The organism is Pseudomonadota bacterium (assembly GCA_010028905.1).
In the GTDB taxonomy this organism is placed as follows: Bacteria; Vulcanimicrobiota; Xenobia; order RGZZ01; family RGZZ01; genus RGZZ01.
The window spans coordinates 1-17,227 of record RGZZ01000054.1; the positions used below are offsets into that span (position 1 = coordinate 1).

Consider the following 17,227-nt stretch of genomic DNA (forward strand, 5'->3'; position numbering starts at 1 on the left):
CGCCAGGCCGGCAAGATGCCCCGACGGAGACGCACACCGTGCTCGACAGCACGAACTCGGAACGTCTCCCTGGCGCATTCTGGAAGGCCGCGCTCCCTCCCCAGGCCGTGGCCGCCGACTACACCGTGGAGGCAGGCATCGAGCGCGTCCACGCGCCGGTCGCGTCGCCGCACGAAGCGGTAGGTCTTCTGCGCGAGGCCGAAGCCGCCGCTGATGAAGAGGCATCGCGTGCTGCCGCGGCCGCGCGTCGCGCTCGCAGCACGGAAGGGGTCCGACTCCCTCGGGTGCTCATCTCCGCGCTCGCTGCCGCCGCAGTTATGGCGGTGGTGTTCGTGAAGCTCACGCCGTCCACGACCAAGGAAGAGAACCTGGTAACCCACCCTGATCGTGCCGCAACCTCTCGTGCCCGCCTGGCCACGTCGAACGCGTCGCGCCTGTTCGCCCGCGGTCTCGACGGCGCGCTGCAGAAAGCGCTCGAGTCTGGCCTGTATGTGGTGGTCAGCCGCAAAGACGACGGCACGATGTCGAACGAGAACATCGTCGAAGACCTGATGAGCCGCGACCTCGAGTCCGCCCAGAAGCTCGCGCGCATCAAGTCGGAGACCCTCGGGCAGCCGCTGTTCATCATTGCGCGTCGCGACGGCGATGTGGCCATCGTCGACCGTGTGAACCCGGGCGACGCCCGTGCGTGGCGCGACTACTCGATGAACGTCTGGTACCTCAAGCAGCATGCGCTGTCGTGGTCGCGTGAGCGCTACATGTCGCGTGAGGCCCTCGACCCCAAGCAGACCCTTGCGACGATGAGCGACTTCGTTCGCTCGCATCCGGACAGTCGCGTCGTGGGTGCCGCCCTCGAGGACATGCGCTACATCTGCTACTTCAATCTGCAGGATCCGTCGAAGTTCCGCACGGTCGCGCTCGGCCTGCTTGACGATGCGCTCAAGGGCTTCGATCGTCAGCGCGGTGGCTCGGTGCCTGAACTCGTGTACGTGATGAAGCCGTACCTCAAGGAAGCCGAGAACCAGTTCATCTACGAGCGCATCCACCGCATCACGGCGGCGCAGCAGGCGTCGATGCGCGCCACGTCTGGCTCAGGTGAGGCGCTGCTGTCCCTGCCTCCGCTGTACTGACCGCAGCGGGCGGTCGGTCCTCACGAAGAAGACCGCGCGAAGACGGGCCTTGAACGGCCCGCGCATCGCGCGGTCTTCGGTTTTGTGGGAAGGCTTGCGGGGAGGGCGAGTTCAGCCGACGATGAACGCGCTTGCGCTCTCCTCAGGCGTGGGCGTGCTGCGTTGCGTGCGAGAAGAGGTCCGGGAACAGATCTGCGCGCATGTCGTTCAGGAAGCCAAAGCGCTCCCGCGTGCGGGTGACCTCATCGCGGTCGATGTCGACCATGGCGATGAGCTCGGTTCCGTCGGTCTCCATCAGCACGTCGCCCTGGGGAGAGATGACCAGCGACGGTCCGGCGTAGGTGAGCCCGCCCCCGGTTCCGACGCGGTTGATCGCCACCACATACGACAGGTTCTCGATGGCGCGCGCGATGGCCAGGGCGCGCCAGTGGTGCTTGCGCTCGACCGGCCAGTTCGCCGGCACGATGAAGAGGTTCGCGCCGCGAAACGCGGCCTGGCGGAAGATCTCGGGGAATCTCAGGTCGTAGCAGATGGGGGTGGCTGCGTTGAACGGCCCCAGCTCGAACACGGGCAGCGCATCGCCCCGGTTGTAGAAGTGGTGCTCTTTTACGTGGGTGAAGGGATGCATCTTGTAGTAGCGGCAGCGCAAGGCACCGCTGGGGTCGATGACCACGCTGGTGTTGTATCCCTTTGCCTCACCGTCGGGGGTGACCCCCTGTGAGACCTCTAGATCGCAGGTCTCGGGGAAGGTGCCCTGCACCCAGGCGCCACGACGCTTTGCGAGGTCTTGGCAGAACTGGAAGGTCTTCCCCTCCGCGTCTTCCCACAGGGTGCGGTCCTTGGTATAGCCGGTCGAGAACATCTCGGGCAGGCAGATGAGCTCGGGCTTCTGGTCTCCCAGCGCGTCGAGCATGCGGTCGACCTTTGCAAAGTTGGCTTCCGGGTCTTGCCATATCGTGTCGGTCTGGACGAGGGCGACTTTCATGTGTGGGCTCCTTCGTGTGGTTGTACAGGCAGCGCGCGGCTCAACGGCCTGCCGCCGCCAGACGGGCGCGCAACGGCTGCATGCGCCGGCCGGCTTCGCGCAGGGTCTCGAGGCTCTTGCAGAAGGCGAAGCGCGCCAGGAAGCGCCCTTCTTCCTTGTGGGCATAGAATGCGGAGGTGGGAATGGCGGCCACGCCGAGCTCCTTCGTGAGCATGCGGCAGAACGTCACGTCGTCGTCGAAGCCGAACGGGCGGATGTCAGCCAGGATGAAGTACGTTCCCTGGGGCAGACGTACGTCGAATCCCACATCGCGCAAGATATCGTAGAGGGTCTGGCGGCGCTCAGCGTACTCGTGGGCCAGGGTGGGCAGGTACTCCTCGGTGCGCTGCACGGCTTCGGCCATGGCCACCTGCAGGGGTGTCGCCGAGCAGAAGGTGACGAACTGGTGAGCGCTGCGCACCGCTTTTGAGAGCGGCGCGGGCGCGAGCACGTACCCGATCTTCCAGCCGGTCATGCTGAAGGTCTTGGCCGTCGACGAGATGATGAGGGTGCGCTCGCGCATGCCGGGAAGCGACGCCATCGAGATGTGCGCGTGGCCGTCGAAGGTGAGATGCTCATACACCTCGTCGGTGACCACGAGCGTGTCGTGGCGCTTTGCCAGCGCGGCGATGGTCTCGAGCTCGGCTCGGCTGAACACCTTGCCGGAGGGGTTGTTCGGGGTGTTCACCATGATGAATCGGGTGCGCTCGGTGAAGGCCGCCTCGAGGGTGGCCACATCGAAGGTCATGTCCGGCCAGCGCAGCGGCACGTAGCGCACCGTGGCACCCGCCATGGCCGCGCAGGCGGGATACGAATCGTAGAACGGCTCGAACAGGATGACCTCGTCACCCGGATCGATGAGGCCCGCGAAGACCGAGTGGATGGCTTCGGTGGCGCCGCTCACCACGGTGATCTCGGTGTCGCGATCGTAGTCGAGCCCGTACACCCGTTGCGTCTTCTCGGCGATGGCCGCGCGCAGGGCGGGGAGGCCGTGGCTGGGCGCGTACTGGTTCGGGCCGTTGTGGATGGCGCGGGTGGCCGCTTCCTTGAGCCAGTCCGGGCCATCGAAGTCGGGAAAGCCCTGCGACAGGTTCACGGCCTGGTGGGCATTGGCCAGCTGGGTCATCTCGCTGAAGATGGAGACGCCGAAGGGCTCGAGCTTCTGGGCGACGGTTCTCACGATGGCGACCTCTCCGCTGAAGGGGTGCCGCTGCGCCTCTCACGATCTGGGGCACGCGGTGGGGGGGTGTGAGGTTCGTCTCGACGCAGCAAAACCCTGCCCTGGAGAGGAAAGGCAAAACCCGCGCCGCAGCACGGGTTTCTTCGTGGTGGGTCGCCCGGGTGTCGAACCCGGCGCACCCTGATTAAAAGTCAGGTGCTCTACCGCTGAGCTAGCGACCCAAGAGCGCGCCCGGAGGGACTCGAACCCCCAACCCTCAGTTCCGAAGACTGATGCTCTATCCGTTGAGCTACGGACGCACGTTGACCTTGTCTATGTCTTGAAGCAACAGCGCCGCTCGGGCGCACTTTGCTGCTTGCACCGTTGCGGCGTGTCTTCCGCCGGGCGCGGAGCAGCGCCCAGGGAAGAAGGTGGGGTGAGTGATGGGACTTGAACCCACGACCCCTGGTTCCACAGACCAGTGCTCTAACCACTGAGCTACACTCACCATGATTGACCTGCCTGGCGCGCCCGAAGGGAATCGAACCCCCAACCCTCGGCTTAGAAGGCCGATGCTCTGTCCGTTGAGCTACGGGCGCCTGCGTACTTGGCGAATGGTCGGGGCGAGAGGATTCGAACCTCCGACCCCCTGCTCCCAAAGCAGATGCGCTACCAGGCTGCGCTACGCCCCGATGTTTGTGTCCGGAGGACGGCGCCAAGACGCTCACCGAGTATAGCCCAAGCCCCCCGGGTTGTCAAGAAAATCAACCCACGGCGCGGGTCGCGAGCGTGCGATCAGGGACCGACGGAGGCGGTGATGAGCGGGGAGAGCGCACGCATCGCCCGTCCGCGATGGCTGAGGGCGTTCTTCTGCGCTTCAGAGAGAGTGCCGAATGTCTCACGGGCTTCGAGGGAGTAGAACACGGGGTCGTAGCCAAACCCGCCTTCTCCGCAGATCACGTCGCTTATGCGCCCCTCGTGCTCGCCACGGGCGGTGACCACGCGGCCGTCGGGCCAGGCAAAGGCGGCGACGCAGACGAACCGCGCGCTTCTCTGCGTTTCTGTGAGCCCTTCGAGGCGGGAGAGCAGCGCAAGGTTCTTCACGGGATAGGGCGTGTCTTCGCCCATCCAGCGGGAAGAGTGCACGCCCGGCTCTCCGTCGAGGGCGTCGACCACCAGGCCACTGTCGTCGGCGATGGCGGGAAGCCCGGTGGCGCGGGCGTAGTAGCGGGCCTTCTCCGCCGCATTGTCCTCGAAGGTCTCGCCGATCTCTTCCGGCGGAGGGGCCGAGCAGCCACAGGCGGCGAGGGAGACGAGCTCGAGGGAGCTGTCGCCCATGACGGCCCGTATCTCTTCGAGCTTGTGGGGATTCGAGGTTGCGACGACGACCCTCACGTCTCGTTGCGGTGGTGGTTGATCTCGGTCCAGCGCTCGTCGATCTGCCACTGCAGGGTCTTGAGCTCCTGGCAGAAGTTCACCAGATCCGGGTCTTTGAGCTCGTTGTGGGTGTACAGCTCGTAGACCTTGCGCGCCAGCGCTTTCATGCGCGCGTCTTTCATCTTGCGGATGTCGTTGATCTCCATCTTCAGACGCTCGATCTTGAGCATCTGCTCTGACTTGCGGATCGCCATCTCCTTGCTCTGCTGGACGATCTGCTTGCCCTTGCTGATTCCTTCGGACACCTTGTCGACGAGACCCATGAAACGCCTCCATCTCGAGCGGGTGAGACGGTCCGCTCGCCGCCGTGGATTCCGACGCATCGACGCCCTGCGGCCTCTGATGCCTCCTCTGAAATTCTGCGGTGCGTTCGTTCTTCCCTTTCAGAGGGAAGTGCGAACGCTTGCCCGGAGACACGTACCCTCTCCTCCGCGCTCGTTTCTCAACCGATCTCGTGCGCGAGAGGAAGCCCTTCGGGTGGAAGCGAAGCGGAACAACAGGATGAGTGGAGGAAGGGTGCGTGAGGGTTCCCCCCCCCGCGATGGCGCGCGCCTCGCCTGACCTCTGGCGTCCAGCCCCGCTCAGCGAGCGCCCGGCGCGTCCCGTGTCGCTCTGCTTCCGACAGATGAAAGAGACGGCCGTGATTGCCTAGATTCGCCTACCAGGCCCTCGATTCTGAGGGGCGCATGATCCAAGGGGTGGTCGAAGCCGCGAACGTCGAGGCGGTGGTCGAAGACCTGCGCAAGGTCCGCTACACCGTCACCGACGTCAAGGAGCAGGCTGACGTCTTCGCCTCGTTGCGCGCATGGCGCCAGCGCCTGGTCAAGGTCAACCTGTGGGCCATCGTCGTCTTCACGCGACAGTTCGCCACCATCTTCAACTCTGGCGTGCCCTTGCTGCGCGGTCTCGAGGGGCTTTCGAAGCAGACCCTCAACGCCCGTCTCAGCACGGCTCTGGCCGAGGTGTACGTCGACGTCAAGAACGGCATGTCGATGGCCCGCGCCCTGCAGAAGCATCCGGACGTGTTCACCCCAGTGTACATCGCGCTCGTGCGCGCAGGAGAGATGGCCGGCGCGCTGGGCGAGATCCTCGACCGGACCGCGGGGTTCCTCGAGCGTGACTACCAGCTGCGCAAGCGGGTTCAGGCGGCCACCTCCTACCCCATCTTCGTGTTCTTCGTGACCATTCTCGTCACGGGCATCCTCGTGCTGTGGGTGTTCCCTACGTTCGTGAGCCTCCTCGACGGCCTGAACGTGGCCCTTCCCTGGCCGACCCGGCTGCTCATCTTCATCACCAACGTGGTCTACAATCCGCTGTTCATCATTGCGGCCCCCTTGTCGCTGGGGTTCGGCATCGTCAGTCTCAACCGGTGGATGAAGACCCGCCTGGGGCGGCGCGTTATCGATCGCCTCCTTCTCGAGCTCCCCGTCATCGGCTCCATCAACAAGAAGGTGGTCATCTCGCGCTTCTGCAGAACCCTGGCCACCCTCGTGCAGAGCGGTGTTCCGCTGGTGCACGCCCTCGAGATCGTCTCGAAGGTCACGGGCAACGAGATCGTCTCCGACATCCTCGACGAGGTCAAGCGTGGCGTCAAGACCGGCATGAAGATGTCGCAGCCGCTGCGCGAGTACATCTTGTTCCCCCCCATCGTCTCGCACATGGTCAGTGTGGGCGAGGAGACGGGGAACCTGGCCGACATCCTCACGAAGCTCGCAAACTTCTATGACTCAGAGGTCGAGGCGTCCCTCGACGCCTTCTCGTCGCTCATCGAGCCCATCATGATCTCGTTCATGGGCGCGGTCGTGGGGTTCGTCCTGCTTGCCGTGTTCCTTCCCGTGTACCAGATCCTCCAGAACTTCTCGTAGAGGCGGTCGATATGAAGAGACATCGCAGCGGTTGGTCGACCATGGCCGGATTCATCCTCACCCTTCTCTCGCTTCTCGTCTTTGCGTGCACCGAGAGCCGCGATGCCTGGTCGTTCAGTGCCGACGTGCCTTCACCGGTGCTGGCCAGCATCACGGGAGGGGAGCCCGAGGGCACATCCGAGACCCCGAAGGACGCCCAGAACAGCAATGCCGGAGCAGCCCCCACCGCACCGGCCATCTCGCCTTCCTCGCTGGCACCGGATGAGCCGGCCCCCACGTCGAGCGCAGCGCCGGAGACCCCTGTGCAGAAGCGAGCCGCGTCGAAGTGGCCCGCCATCTTCCTGGGCACGGTGGTGGTGATCGGTGTGATTCTCGTGGTGGTCTACTTCCTCACCCGCGAGCGCGACGACTGAGAGCGTTGGCGCGCACCTGCCAGGCTGTGGGTACGCGGAGAGCTGGCGAGGTCATCTGTCGCATCGCGCTTATGAAGCCGTTCTGAGACGATGTGTTCGCTTCTTCCCGCACCACTGCAAGAAAGAACGGGGAGTACGGGCCTCTTTCTGGCGTGAGAGCAGGAGTTTTTTTTGGTTCTAAAGGAGGAATCCTGTTCTGGTCGGCAGAACATCACGCCCTCATAGACCCATACCGCGGAAGGAGCTGCACAGCAATGGCAACCGTAAAGGCAAAGGCCAAGACCAAGGTTCTTGGCAAGAAAGACGTGATCGACTCCGTGGCCAAGAAGGCCAACCTGTCGAAGAAAGATGCCCAGAATGCGGTGAAGGCCCTTATGGACACCGTCAAGGAGAACCTCAAGAAGGGCGTGACCGTGCGTCTCATCCCCTTCGGCAACTTCGAAGTTCGCAAGCGGGCTGGCCGTGTCGGACGCAATCCGCGCACGAACGAGAAGATCGAGATCAAGTCTCGCAACGTGCCCGCCTTCCGCCCGGGCAAGGAGCTCAAGGACGCCGTGAAGTAGGTTCGCTCACGCGAACCCGCAACAGGGCACAGCAGCGGTTGCGCCACGGGGCGTCGACGCTGTGACGGTATCGGTTCCTCCGCGGTGACACACCAACGGTCTCGTATGGGGGCTGTGCAGGCGAGGCGCATCACAATCGTGAGCGCAACGCGCGTCTGCAGAGGGTGGGTGCGGTGTATCCGAGGTCGAGGGGTCGGGCGATTGCCTGGCCCCTCGTTTGTTCTCTTCAGCAGAGGTGACCCTGTGGTGACCTGGGGTCAGCCCCTCGACTCGTCGGCCGCGGCGTCGGTCTTGCGCCGCCCCACGCGTCGCAGCGGCAGTTCGACGATGAATCGCGTGCCTACGCCTACGTCGCTCTCCACACGTATGCTTCCGCGGTGCGCGTCGATGATCTCCTTGACGATGGCCAGGCCGATGCCGCTGCCACCGGACTTTCGCCCTCCTTTCTCGCTGCCTCGGAAGAAGCGCTCGAACAGGAAGGGGACTTCCTCCGCGGGGATTCCGGAGCCGCTGTCGTGCACCACGACCACGAGATGCTCAGCGGTCGCCTCGGCCGTCAGCCGCACCGAGGCTTTGGGGGGAGAGTACTTGAACGCGTTGTCGACGAGATTGAGCACGATCTCCTTGAAGCGATCGGCGTCCGCCAGGAGAACGGGCAGCTCGGTGGGGGCGTCGAACGTGAGGGTGACGTCTGCCTTGTCGGCCTGCGAGAGCAGCTGGCGACAGGTGTCCTTGAGGAGCTCGAGCGGCTCGCAGAAGGTGAAGTTCATCTGCGTGCGCTTGCTTCGAAGCCGCGCAAGGTTGAGCAGATCGTTCACCAGGCGCGTGAGACGGTCGGTCTCGCGGTCGATGAAATCGAGGTAGCGCTTCCATTCCTCGGGTATCCCCTCGCTCTTCTGGAGGGTGACCACGAAGCCCTTGATGATGGTGAGCGGCGTCTTCAGCTCGTGCGAGACGTTGCCCAGGAACTGCGACCGCGCGGTCTCGACCTGGCGCAGGCTGGTCACGTCGCGCAGCAGCAGCATGACCTCGCCCGCGCCTCCGTCGGCGTGGCTCTTCAACGGGATGGCGAAGACGCTCATGTACGTCTCTCCCAGCTTCATCTCGCGTGTGATGGCTTCACGCGTGTCGAAGCAGGCCGCCGTCAGCTCCGACACGTCGAGGTCGCGGTACAGGCTGCGTCCGATGAGGCGTGCTTGCTGCGGGGGGCGAGCATCTGCTTCGCGCGCCTCGCCGGCGGGAGCAAGGGGCTCGCCTGTCGCAGCTCGGGCCTGCGTCAGATCTGCCACGAACCTCCCCGCGGTGGCGTTGGCGAAGGTCACCGTGCCGTCGCGGGCGATGGTGATCACGCCGTCGGCCATCGACGAGAGGATGGCGTCGAGGGTGTTCTTCTCCTCGGTGATCCCTTCGATGGTGCGCTTCAGCTGGTCTGCGAGACGGTTGATGGTGGCGGCCAGGGCGGCGAGATCGTCGCTTCCTCCCACGGGCAGCCGCTTGTCGAGCGCGCCTTCGGCCATCTCCTCGGCGACCTGCCGCATCTCGAGCACCTTGCTCGCGGTCCTGCGCGACAGGCGGGCCAGCATGAATCCCGTGAGCGCGGCCACGGCAGTGCTCACGGCCAACGCCGGAAGAGGCACGCAGAGCCTGCCATCGGTGCTCACCGATGTGACGCGCTCACACCCCGACAACAGCGGTGCGAGCGCCATGAGTAGGGGCAGCGCGAGGAGGGAGAGGTGGCGTGCGGGAATGCCCATCGTCTGCGAGATATACGCCGCGCGCCCTTTCGATTCCCCGCAAGGGCCGGCGGCGGCAGGAGGAGCGCGAGATCCCAGAAGAGCCCGCTTCCCTGGGGCGGATCTTTGTGCTATAACGTCACGGTCGGAGCGCCACGACACCCCCGAGTCGGGCCCCTCTGGCAGATCACCTCGAAGACTGGACACACGCATCGTGGAATATCGCCGTCTCGGCCGCACCGAAATGAAGGTCTCCACCGTGAGCCTTGGAGGCATGGGCGTCATCTCGAAGTACCACAAGACGCTCGATGACGCCACCCGCATCGTTCACACCGCGCTCGATCGCGGTGTGAACCTCATCGAGACCGCGCGTGGCTACTTTGACTCCGAGAAGATCATCGGCGAGGTCATGAAGACCCGGCGCGCCGATACCTACCTGGCCACGAAGTCATATCTGCGCTCGGCGAAGCGATGCGAGCAGCAGATCAAGGAGAGCCTCGAGAACTTCCAGACGAAGAAGATCGATCTGTACCAGATCCACCACGTGCAGTATGAGTACGAGCTCGAGCAGATCCTCGCCAAGGGCGGGGCGATGGAGGCCGTGCGAAGCTACCAGAAGCAGGGGCTCATCGATCATGTGGGCATCACCTCGCACCACCCGCGCATTCTCGCGCAGGCGCTCGAGACCGACGAGTTCGACGTCGTTCAGTTCCCCTTCTCTGTGGTCGAGCGCGATCACTATGCCGAGCTGCTGCCCATCTGCAAGCAGCGCGACGTCGGCATCATCGCGATGAAGGTGCTGAGCGGCGGGAACCTGCGCAATGTGGGCACCGCCATCAAGTACGTTCTGAGCCATGAGGTCGCCACGGCCGTGCTCGGGTGCAGTACCGTGCAGCATGTTGTCGACGACTGCGAGGCGGCCGAGTCGTTCACGCAGCTCACCGAAGACGAGCGCGAGCGCCTCGCTGAAGAGGCTGATCGCCTGCCCGAGAACTTCTGCCGTCGCTGCCGCTACTGCGAGCCGGTGTGCCCGGCTGAGATTCCCATCGCCGACATCTTCCGCGTCGAGAACTACCTCATCTTGAATGCCACCTACGCGCGCAACGAGTATCGCACGTTCAAGGCGAACTCCACGAACTGCATCGAGTGCGGCGAGTGCGAGAACATCTGCCCGTACGATCTGCCGGTGGTCGATGATCTGCGCCGCGCCCACGGCCGCCTGAATCGCGGCAAGCTCGAGGACATGGCGGTGAACGCGCTGCGCAAGGTGCGCCTGTATGACGTGGCGCGCAAGCTCTACTTCGATCTCGGCGGAAATCTGCCCGAGCGATGAGGGGAGAGCGGAAGTGACCCTCGACACGCGAACGGGCATCGAGCCCGCGCCGGGAACGGCGTCTCGGGTGAAGCCGGCGACGCTGGCGCTGCTCTCGATGTACGACATCGAGAACAATGCCACGCGCGTCCTCGCGGCCAGCGCTCGTCGCGCGGGCCATCGGGTCATTGAGATCTTCTTCAAGGACTGGGTCAACAACGATTTCATCCCCCCCAACCCGTACGAGCTCAGCGCGCTCGTCTCGTTGCTGCGCGAGCACGACGTCGACATGGCCGCCATCAGCGTGCGCGCCTCGGCCTATCACAAGGTGGCGTCGCGTCTGACGCGCCTCATCCGCGATCAGGTCGACGTGCCGGTCATGTGGGGAGGCACCCACGCCATTCTCGTGCCCGAGAAGTGCATCGAGGTGGCCGACGCGGTATGTGTGGGCGAGGGAGACATCACCATCGTCGACTCGCTCACGGCGATTGCCGAGGGACGTGACCTGGCCGGTCTCAAGAACCTCTGGGTGCGCGACGGCGGCTCCATCATTCGCAACCCGGTCGAGAATCTCGTGCAGAACCTCGACACGCTGCCGTTCCGGGACTATACGAGCGCAGACAAGTTCTGGATCCAGGGGCGCAAGGTGCGCCAGGGCGATCCGATGGTGGGCGACCCTGTGTTTCCCATCATGTGCTCTCGCGGATGCGTGTTCAAGTGCTCGTACTGCTACAACAGTCAGTTCGCCACCGATGTCTACAAGGGCAAGGGAAAGTACTACCGCACCCGCTCGGTGAGCGATGTCATCGATGAGATCAACCGCAACCGCGCCGTCTTCCCGAACATGATGAAGGTCAAGTTCGACGACGAGGTCTTTCCCCTCGCCAAGGGGTGGATCGAGGAGTTCATCGATCGCTATCCGCGCGAGGTAGGGCTGCCGTTCGAGGCGTTCATCGAGCCCAAGCTTGTCGAGACCGACCTCTTCACCCGCCTGCGCGGCGCGGGGCTTGAAGTCATCTACATGGGGGTGCAGAACACCCATCGCGTGAACGCCGAGATCTACGACCGCTACGTGCCCGAGAGCAAGATCGTCGAATCGGTGCAGCTCTTCCACGACATCGGCATCGACTACCGGCTCCAGGTGATCGTCGACGATCCCATGTCGTCGTCCGAAGACAAGCAGTACCTCTTCGACTTCCTGCTCTCGCTGCCGCGGCCGTTCGAGCTGTACCTGTTCTCCATGGTGGTCTTTCCCAACACGTCGTTGGCGCGAAAGCTCATCAGCTCGGGCCTCATCACCGAAAAGGAGGTCGAAGGTGAGATCACCAAGACCTTCCAGCAGATGCGGGTCAGCCTCAACTGGCCGCGCAAGCCCGAAGACACCTTCTGGTGCTGCATGCTGGTTCTTCTCACCAAGCCGTTCCTCCCCAAGCCCTTTCTGCGCTGGCTGTCGCGCAATGCGTGGCTGAAGGCGAATCCGCGGCCGCTGGTGTGGTTCGCCCAGGCTGCAAACGTCGTGAAGATGGCGGGGGTGTGCCTTCGCATGCTGAAGAAGGGTGAGCTCACCTACACGCTCGTCCGGAGATGGGCCAATCCCAACTCCATGATCAGCCAGTAGCGGCGCACCCTCCCGAGCGTGGCGAGGACGCGCGCCTCGCGAGGCCTCGCATGTCGCTGAAAGCCAGATTGCCCGACACATTGACCCGATTTCGCGTGCTCCACGCGGCGCTTGCCTACGCCCTCCTGTCGCTGGTCGTCACGTGGCCGCTGGTGCTCCACTTCGACCAGGCGGTCATCGGCGACATGCAGAGCGACGTGTGGAAGCACGTCTGGGGATTCTGGTGGATGCGCAGATGCCTCGTGGCCGAGCACGTTCTTCCGCTTCAGACCACGCTGCTGAACTACCCGTATGGGGGCAGCCTGTTCTTCATCGACCCCCTTGGTGGCTTGCTCTCGGTTCCCCTGCAGAGCGTCGTGGGACCCGTGGCGGCGTACAACACGGTCGTTCTGTTCAACCTCGTGCTGGCCGCCACGGCGGCATTCGCGCTCGCCCGTCGGATCACCCACAGCGCGCCGGCGGCGTTCGCAGCCGGTGTGATCTTCGGCTTCTCGCCGTATCTGCTCTCGAACATCACCAGCGGCATCAGCGAGTCGTTCAACGTGGGCTGGATTCCGCTGTTCATCTTGTTCTACACGCGCGCGCTGCGCGAGCAGGAGAACGCGAGCGCGGTGAAGGCGGGGCTCGCCCTTGGCGTGGCCACCATCGGCTGCTGGTACTACGGCGCCTTCTGCGTGATGTACGCGTTCTTCTTCTTCTTCTACGAGCTGGTGCGCAAGGGGAGAGCAGCGCGCAGGCTTCGCCGCGGCGATGCGCCCGCGCCCTCGGTGTGGGTCTCGCTGCGCCCCTGGGCCCTTCTCCTGCTCTCGTTCGCGGCCCTCGAGGAGCTCTCTGACGCAACCCAGCGGGCGCTTCGGCTCGAGGAGGCATGGCCGCAGGCGGTCTTCTCGGGGGCGAGCATGCTGCTGGTCATCGCGCTTCTCGTGCGTGCTCGCCAGGAAGAGAGCCCTCCCCCCTCTCGCCTGCAGCTGATGCTGCGGCTCTTCGCCCAGACGAGTCTGGTGTTTGCCATCTGGAGCTGCGGAACGCTCCTGCGCCTGCCCGCAGAGGAGGTGGCGGGAGGCGTGATGCGCCAGCAGGCCTTCGTGGTGCTCACCCTGGCCGCCATCTGGGCCTCGCTCACCATCTGGGTGAGAAACGCAGACGAGGCGCTGGCAGGGAGGCTTGTTCCGGTGCAGCGCCTGTTCTCGCGCCTTCTCGTCCTCGGCCTGTTCGCGGCGCTGATCTTCTTCACCGAGCGCCAGCTCGCTGCGCCATTCGCAGACCCCGAGAGCCAGGAGGTGCGTGGGGCGTGGCTCGGCATCGCCTGGCTATGGGTGCTCTGGGTGGCCGCCCAGGCCCGCGACAGCCTGCAGGACCGACTTGACGAGGCGCGCGACGCGTCTCGCCCACGTCGGCCCCGAGGCGCGCTGCGCACCGCCCTGCCCTGCGCGCTGACCGCCGTGCTCGTTGTCTATGTCGTGATTCCCCCCGCGTCTCTGGGCGTGACGATGCTGCTTGTGGGCGGGGTGTGGGCCGCGCTCATGCTGGGGGTGCGCGCTGCCACCTTCGTCAGGGGGGCCGTGACGGTGGCGCGGCGTCGCTGGATGACGGTGAGCGCGCAGCCGTCGTCCGATGACGGGGGCTCTTTTCTGAATCATTTCCTGCAGACCGTCTTCAAGCGCGCCCTGGTGGTGGCCATCGTGAGCGGGGCCGTGATCCTGCCCGTGGCGCGGGTGTTCAAGAGCACGCTCAACAATGACCAATCGCTGGTGTTTCGCGTGCGCAACGCTGACAACATCGACCTTCACCTGTCAGAGCGCTTCCACAACATCTCGCGCCTCGCCGACTACGTGGCCGTGGGGAAGAAGGCTGCGGTTCGAACCTACACAGTGGATCGGTTGACCCGTGTCTCGTCGGCCGGCTTCCTCGTTCTGCTGCTGGCGATGTACGGTGCTGTTCGCGTGCGGCGGCGCGATGTGGGGTGGTGGGGGGGCGTGGCCGTGGTGGCCGTGATGCTCTCGCTCGGACCCTTCCTCTACGTGACGAGCGACATCCATCTCGATCACCGCTTTCCACCCTACATGTGGCTGTACGACTGGTTCCCGTTCTTCTCGCAGATCTCCATCCCGTTCCGCTTCGACGTGCTTGCCATGCTCGCGTTCTCGATGCTGAGCGCGTTCACACTGGCCTCCTGGATGCGTGGCCGCCCCTCGGTCGACCGCCTGCTCTGCGCGTGGGTGGTGTCGCTTGCGGTGGTCATCGAGGTGATGTTCGTCTCGCCTGCTCCATTCCCGGTGCCGCTGGCCTCCGCGGAGCCCCCTGGAATCCTGGCTCGTCTTGCTGCTGAGCCGGGGGGCGGCGGGCTGCTCGACATCCCCGTGCAGCGCTTCGAGGGAGAGCTGCTGCCAGGGGAGTATTTCTACTACCAGACGGTGCACGGGAAATCGATTCCCAATCGCGTCGAGGGAGAGATCCCCACCTATGTGTTCCGCAACCGCTTCATGCTCCAGCTGTTCCATCTCGAGCACGACTGGCCCGGCTATCCCAACGACAACGAGAAGATCCTCCGCGAGAGCCTGAATGAGCTGCGCGAGTTCAAGTTCCGCTATCTCGTGGTGCACGAGAGCCTCCTGCGAGCGGGGGCAGGCCCTCGTCTGCACGCCCTGCTCCATCACTTCCTGGGCGCGCCGCGCTTCCAGGAAGACGGAATCAGCGTCTACGACGTGGAAAGCGTGAACTGACATGGCACCTCCTCCTCGCTCCCAGGACAGTCTCATCGTGGGCCTGCTGTTCGTCATCGTGGTGATGATGGCGTACATGATCTTTGTCCAGCCCGTGCGCTCTCCGGGCACGACCGCGCCGCGCACGGTTGCGGGCGAGCCGGGCACCGTCGTGCCGGGCACGCCTCAGCCCCCGGACCCGGTGGCTCCGCCCGGCGCTGGAGCCTCTGGTCAGGCGGCGCAATCCGATCCGAAAGCGCCACAGGGGGCGCCCGGTCAGGCGAGCAGCGGTGGGAAGGCGGGGGGGCAGATGCCAGCGGGCCCCGTTCCCGGACGCATGGGGGCTCTTCACCTGCGCGAGTACCTGTCCGGAATCGTGGCGCTCGAGGGGGCTGGAAAGCTCAAGCTCAGCCGTGCCCAGGCGGCGGCTCTGCTACCGCTGATGCGTCAGCTCGGGTCGCTGAGCAGCGCGGTTCCGACGTCGCGCGACCTCATCATCGCTGCGCTCACGCCGGACCAGAAGGCCTACCTCGAGAAGAACATCCACACGGGGCCACCTTCCCCCGACCCTCAGCACACGGCCGAAGAGCTTCTGCAAGACTCCATTCGTCGGTTGCTCGACGCGGTCGGATCCCGTTGAGGGCGCGAACGCAGGAATTTCGCCGCAGCGATGTGAATGTGGCTCCACGGCTGGTGTGCGGCCGTTGCTGTCGCACTGCACACCGCCGACTTTCACCGCGGGAGAGCTGCGCATGAGCATCCGAGCGCTCGGATTGGTTGAAACCATTGGCCTCGTGGCCCAGATCGAGGCGGCTGACGCCATGGCAAAGGCTGCGGCGGTGCGTCTCTTCGCCCGTGAGAATGCCGAGGCCGGCCTGGTGACGGTGATGTGCGAGGGTGAGCTCGGGGCGGTGAAGGCGGCGGTCGACGCAGGCGCCGAAGCCGCGCGTCGCGTGGGGCAGGTGGCCTCGGCGCACGTGATTCCCCACCCGCACGACGACGTCAAGACAGTGCTCGAGAATATCCCGCCGAAGGGTCCCCCGTTCAAGTCGCCTCAGGGGCGCCAACTCCAGGCGTGAGGTGCTCTTCCTCAGTCAGGTCCTGAACAAGCCGCTGCGCCGGGAGAGCGGAGAGTCACTGGGGCGCATCCACGACTTTCTCGTACTCGCGGGAGAGCAGCCCTCCATCGTCACTGTTCTGGTGAAGAGCAGGGGAGGGTTCAAGCGCCTTGCGTGGTCACAGGTGCTCGACCTCGACGAGCGCGGCGCCGTGGTTGACCCGAATGCCAGTCTCTCCGAGAACCTCCCCTCAGACGCCGAGGTCTCGCTTGCCTACGACCTTCTCGACAAGCAGATCGTCGACATCGACGGGCGTCGCGTGGTTCGGGTCAATGACCTGCAGATGGCCAAGGTGGGAGACCAGGTGCGCGTGGCGGGGGTCGATGTGAGCACCCGAGGGCTGCTGCGTCGCATGGGGTGGGAGGCGATGGGCGAGCGGGTGGCTCGCTTTCTGAAGCTCGAGATGTCGAGCAGCGTGGTCCCGTGGGACTACGTCGAGTCGCTCGATGTTCGCCAGATCCGTCTCACCATCTCGCGTCAGAAGCTCGCGGGGCTCCATCCGGCCGATCTGGCCGAGATTCTCACCGAGCTGCACGGGCCGCAGCGCGAGACCCTGTTCGCGTCGCTCGACACCGAGACCGCGGCAGAGACGCTCCAGGAGATGGAGGAGGACGTCCAGGTCTCTCTCTTCAGCAAGCTCACCGATGAGCAGGCGTCGAACGTGCTCGAGGAGATGGATCCGGACGAGGCGGCCGATCTCATCGCGCAGATGCCGCCGGAGCGCATGGAACGCCTGCTGTCGCGCATGGAGGCGGAGGACGCCGCCGATGTGCAGGAGCTGCTCTCGTACGCACCCGATTCGGCGGGTGGCATCATGACCACCGAGTTCATCGGCCTGCCCAACACCTTGACCGCTCAGCAGACCATCGACAGGCTGCGCGAGCTCGAGCCGGACGCCGAGACCATCTACTACCTCTATGTGGTCGACGAGGGGGAGAGGCTCACGGGCGTGCTGTCGCTGCGCGACCTCATCGTCTCTCCTCCCGCGCGTCCCATCGTCGATTTCATGAAGACCCAGTGCATGAAGGTCGAGATCGACGACAGCGTCGATGACGTGCGCGATCTCATCACGAAGTACGATCTCCTCGCGGTGCCCGTCGTCGATGGAGAGGGCGTGCTCCGGGGCATCATCACGGTCGATGACGTCATCGAC

At 64.8% G+C, this 17,227-nt stretch carries 14 protein-coding genes, 5 tRNA genes and 1 pseudogene; 10 read left to right on the forward strand and 10 right to left on the reverse strand.

The window, feature by feature from the left end; all coding sequences use genetic code 11:
* On the forward strand, positions 1–1,130 hold a 1,130-nt coding region (locus EB084_06185; GenBank protein NDD27841.1), incomplete at its 5' end, for a hypothetical protein.
* A 142-nt stretch (positions 1,131–1,272) separates the two neighbouring features.
* Here the strand turns inward: EB084_06185 and EB084_06190 are convergent.
* The 9 genes from EB084_06190 to EB084_06230 all read right to left on the reverse strand — a co-directional run bounded on the left by EB084_06190 (position 1,273) and on the right by EB084_06230 (position 5,013).
* Positions 1,273–2,115 carry a carbon-nitrogen family hydrolase gene (locus tag EB084_06190; GenBank protein NDD27842.1) on the reverse strand — a complete coding sequence of 281 codons (843 nt, stop codon included), beginning with the start codon at positions 2,113–2,115 and terminating at the stop codon, positions 1,273–1,275.
* A 40-nt stretch (positions 2,116–2,155) separates the two neighbouring features.
* The gene (locus EB084_06195; protein ID NDD27843.1) at positions 2,156–3,337 is read right to left on the reverse strand and encodes an aminotransferase class I/II-fold pyridoxal phosphate-dependent enzyme; all 1,182 of its coding nucleotides are present in this window, start codon (positions 3,335–3,337) and stop codon (positions 2,156–2,158) included.
* Between the two features lie 143 nt (positions 3,338–3,480).
* A tRNA-Lys gene (locus EB084_06200) sits at positions 3,481–3,555 on the reverse strand.
* 5 nt (positions 3,556–3,560) lie between these two features.
* Positions 3,561–3,633: transfer RNA gene (locus tag EB084_06205), tRNA-Arg, on the reverse strand.
* A 112-nt stretch (positions 3,634–3,745) separates the two neighbouring features.
* Positions 3,746–3,821, reverse strand: a tRNA-His gene (locus EB084_06210).
* Between the two features lie 15 nt (positions 3,822–3,836).
* Positions 3,837–3,912 (reverse strand) — tRNA-Arg (locus tag EB084_06215).
* A gap of 16 nt (positions 3,913–3,928) precedes the next feature.
* Positions 3,929–4,005: transfer RNA gene (locus tag EB084_06220), tRNA-Pro, on the reverse strand.
* A gap of 103 nt (positions 4,006–4,108) precedes the next feature.
* The gene (rdgB, locus tag EB084_06225) at positions 4,109–4,708 is read right to left on the reverse strand and encodes an RdgB/HAM1 family non-canonical purine NTP pyrophosphatase (protein NDD27844.1); all 600 of its coding nucleotides are present in this window, start codon (positions 4,706–4,708) and stop codon (positions 4,109–4,111) included.
* Positions 4,705–5,013, reverse strand: a complete 309-nt coding sequence (locus EB084_06230; GenBank protein ID NDD27845.1) for a hypothetical protein — start codon at positions 5,011–5,013, stop codon at positions 4,705–4,707. The genes rdgB and EB084_06230 overlap by 4 nt, the downstream gene beginning before the upstream one ends.
* A 381-nt stretch (positions 5,014–5,394) precedes the next feature.
* Here EB084_06230 and EB084_06235 point away from each other — a divergent pair, with 381 nt between their 5' ends.
* From EB084_06235 to EB084_06245, 3 genes are all read left to right on the forward strand, one after another.
* Positions 5,395–6,615: a type II secretion system F family protein gene (locus tag EB084_06235; protein NDD27846.1), complete on the forward strand. Its 1,221-nt coding sequence runs from the start codon at positions 5,395–5,397 to the stop codon at positions 6,613–6,615.
* An 11-nt stretch (positions 6,616–6,626) separates the two neighbouring features.
* Complete coding sequence (locus EB084_06240; GenBank protein ID NDD27847.1) at positions 6,627–7,028, forward strand: hypothetical protein; 402 nt, start codon at positions 6,627–6,629, stop codon at positions 7,026–7,028.
* A 254-nt stretch (positions 7,029–7,282) separates the two neighbouring features.
* Entirely contained in the window at positions 7,283–7,591 is a 309-nt protein-coding gene (locus EB084_06245; GenBank protein NDD27848.1) for an HU family DNA-binding protein, read from the forward strand.
* A gap of 257 nt (positions 7,592–7,848) precedes the next feature.
* On the opposite strand, the gene EB084_06250 is transcribed toward EB084_06245, so the two are convergent.
* Entirely contained in the window at positions 7,849–9,648 is a 1,800-nt protein-coding gene (locus tag EB084_06250; GenBank protein ID NDD27849.1) for a HAMP domain-containing protein, read from the reverse strand.
* Between EB084_06250 and EB084_06255 the strand changes: the two are divergent.
* The 6 genes and pseudogenes from EB084_06255 to EB084_06280 form a co-directional block, all read left to right on the forward strand.
* A pseudogene (locus EB084_06255) lies at positions 9,173–10,147 on the forward strand (aldo/keto reductase). The gene EB084_06250 and the pseudogene EB084_06255 sit on opposite strands and share 476 nt — an antisense overlap.
* A gap of 454 nt (positions 10,148–10,601) precedes the next feature.
* The gene (locus tag EB084_06260) at positions 10,602–12,254 is read left to right on the forward strand and encodes a radical SAM protein (GenBank protein ID NDD27850.1); all 1,653 of its coding nucleotides are present in this window, start codon (positions 10,602–10,604) and stop codon (positions 12,252–12,254) included.
* Positions 12,255–12,304: 50 nt separating this feature from the next.
* The gene (locus EB084_06265; protein NDD27851.1) at positions 12,305–14,977 is read left to right on the forward strand and encodes a hypothetical protein; all 2,673 of its coding nucleotides are present in this window, start codon (positions 12,305–12,307) and stop codon (positions 14,975–14,977) included.
* A 37-nt stretch (positions 14,978–15,014) separates the two neighbouring features.
* A complete protein-coding gene (locus EB084_06270) occupies positions 15,015–15,596 on the forward strand; it encodes a hypothetical protein (protein NDD27852.1) in 582 nt (193 codons plus the stop codon).
* Between the two features lie 112 nt (positions 15,597–15,708).
* A complete protein-coding gene (locus EB084_06275; GenBank protein ID NDD27853.1) occupies positions 15,709–16,035 on the forward strand; it encodes a BMC domain-containing protein in 327 nt (108 codons plus the stop codon).
* A gap of 1 nt (position 16,036) precedes the next feature.
* The coding region (locus EB084_06280; GenBank protein NDD27854.1) for a magnesium transporter at positions 16,037–17,227 on the forward strand (1,191 nt) is incomplete at its 3' end.

What these genes read in the sequence shown, in the direction of transcription:
- EB084_06190 (NDD27842.1), bottom strand. Translation starts at nt 2,115, where the DNA reads ATGAAAGTCGCCCTCGTCCAGACCGACACGATATGGCAAGACCCGGAA.
- EB084_06230 (NDD27845.1), bottom strand. Translation starts at nt 5,013, where the DNA reads ATGGGTCTCGTCGACAAGGTGTCCGAAGGAATCAGCAAGGGCAAGCAG.
- EB084_06240 (NDD27847.1), top strand. Translation starts at nt 6,627, where the DNA reads ATGAAGAGACATCGCAGCGGTTGGTCGACCATGGCCGGATTCATCCTC.
- EB084_06245 (NDD27848.1), top strand. Translation starts at nt 7,283, where the DNA reads ATGGCAACCGTAAAGGCAAAGGCCAAGACCAAGGTTCTTGGCAAGAAA.
- EB084_06250 (NDD27849.1), bottom strand. Translation starts at nt 9,648, where the DNA reads ATGCGGGTGGCGTCATCGAGCGTCTTGTGGTACTTCGAGATGACGCCC.
- EB084_06260 (NDD27850.1), top strand. Translation starts at nt 10,602, where the DNA reads ATGACGTGGCGCGCAAGCTCTACTTCGATCTCGGCGGAAATCTGCCCG.
- EB084_06265 (NDD27851.1), top strand. Translation starts at nt 12,305, where the DNA reads ATGTCGCTGAAAGCCAGATTGCCCGACACATTGACCCGATTTCGCGTG.
- EB084_06275 (NDD27853.1), top strand. Translation starts at nt 15,709, where the DNA reads ATGAGCATCCGAGCGCTCGGATTGGTTGAAACCATTGGCCTCGTGGCC.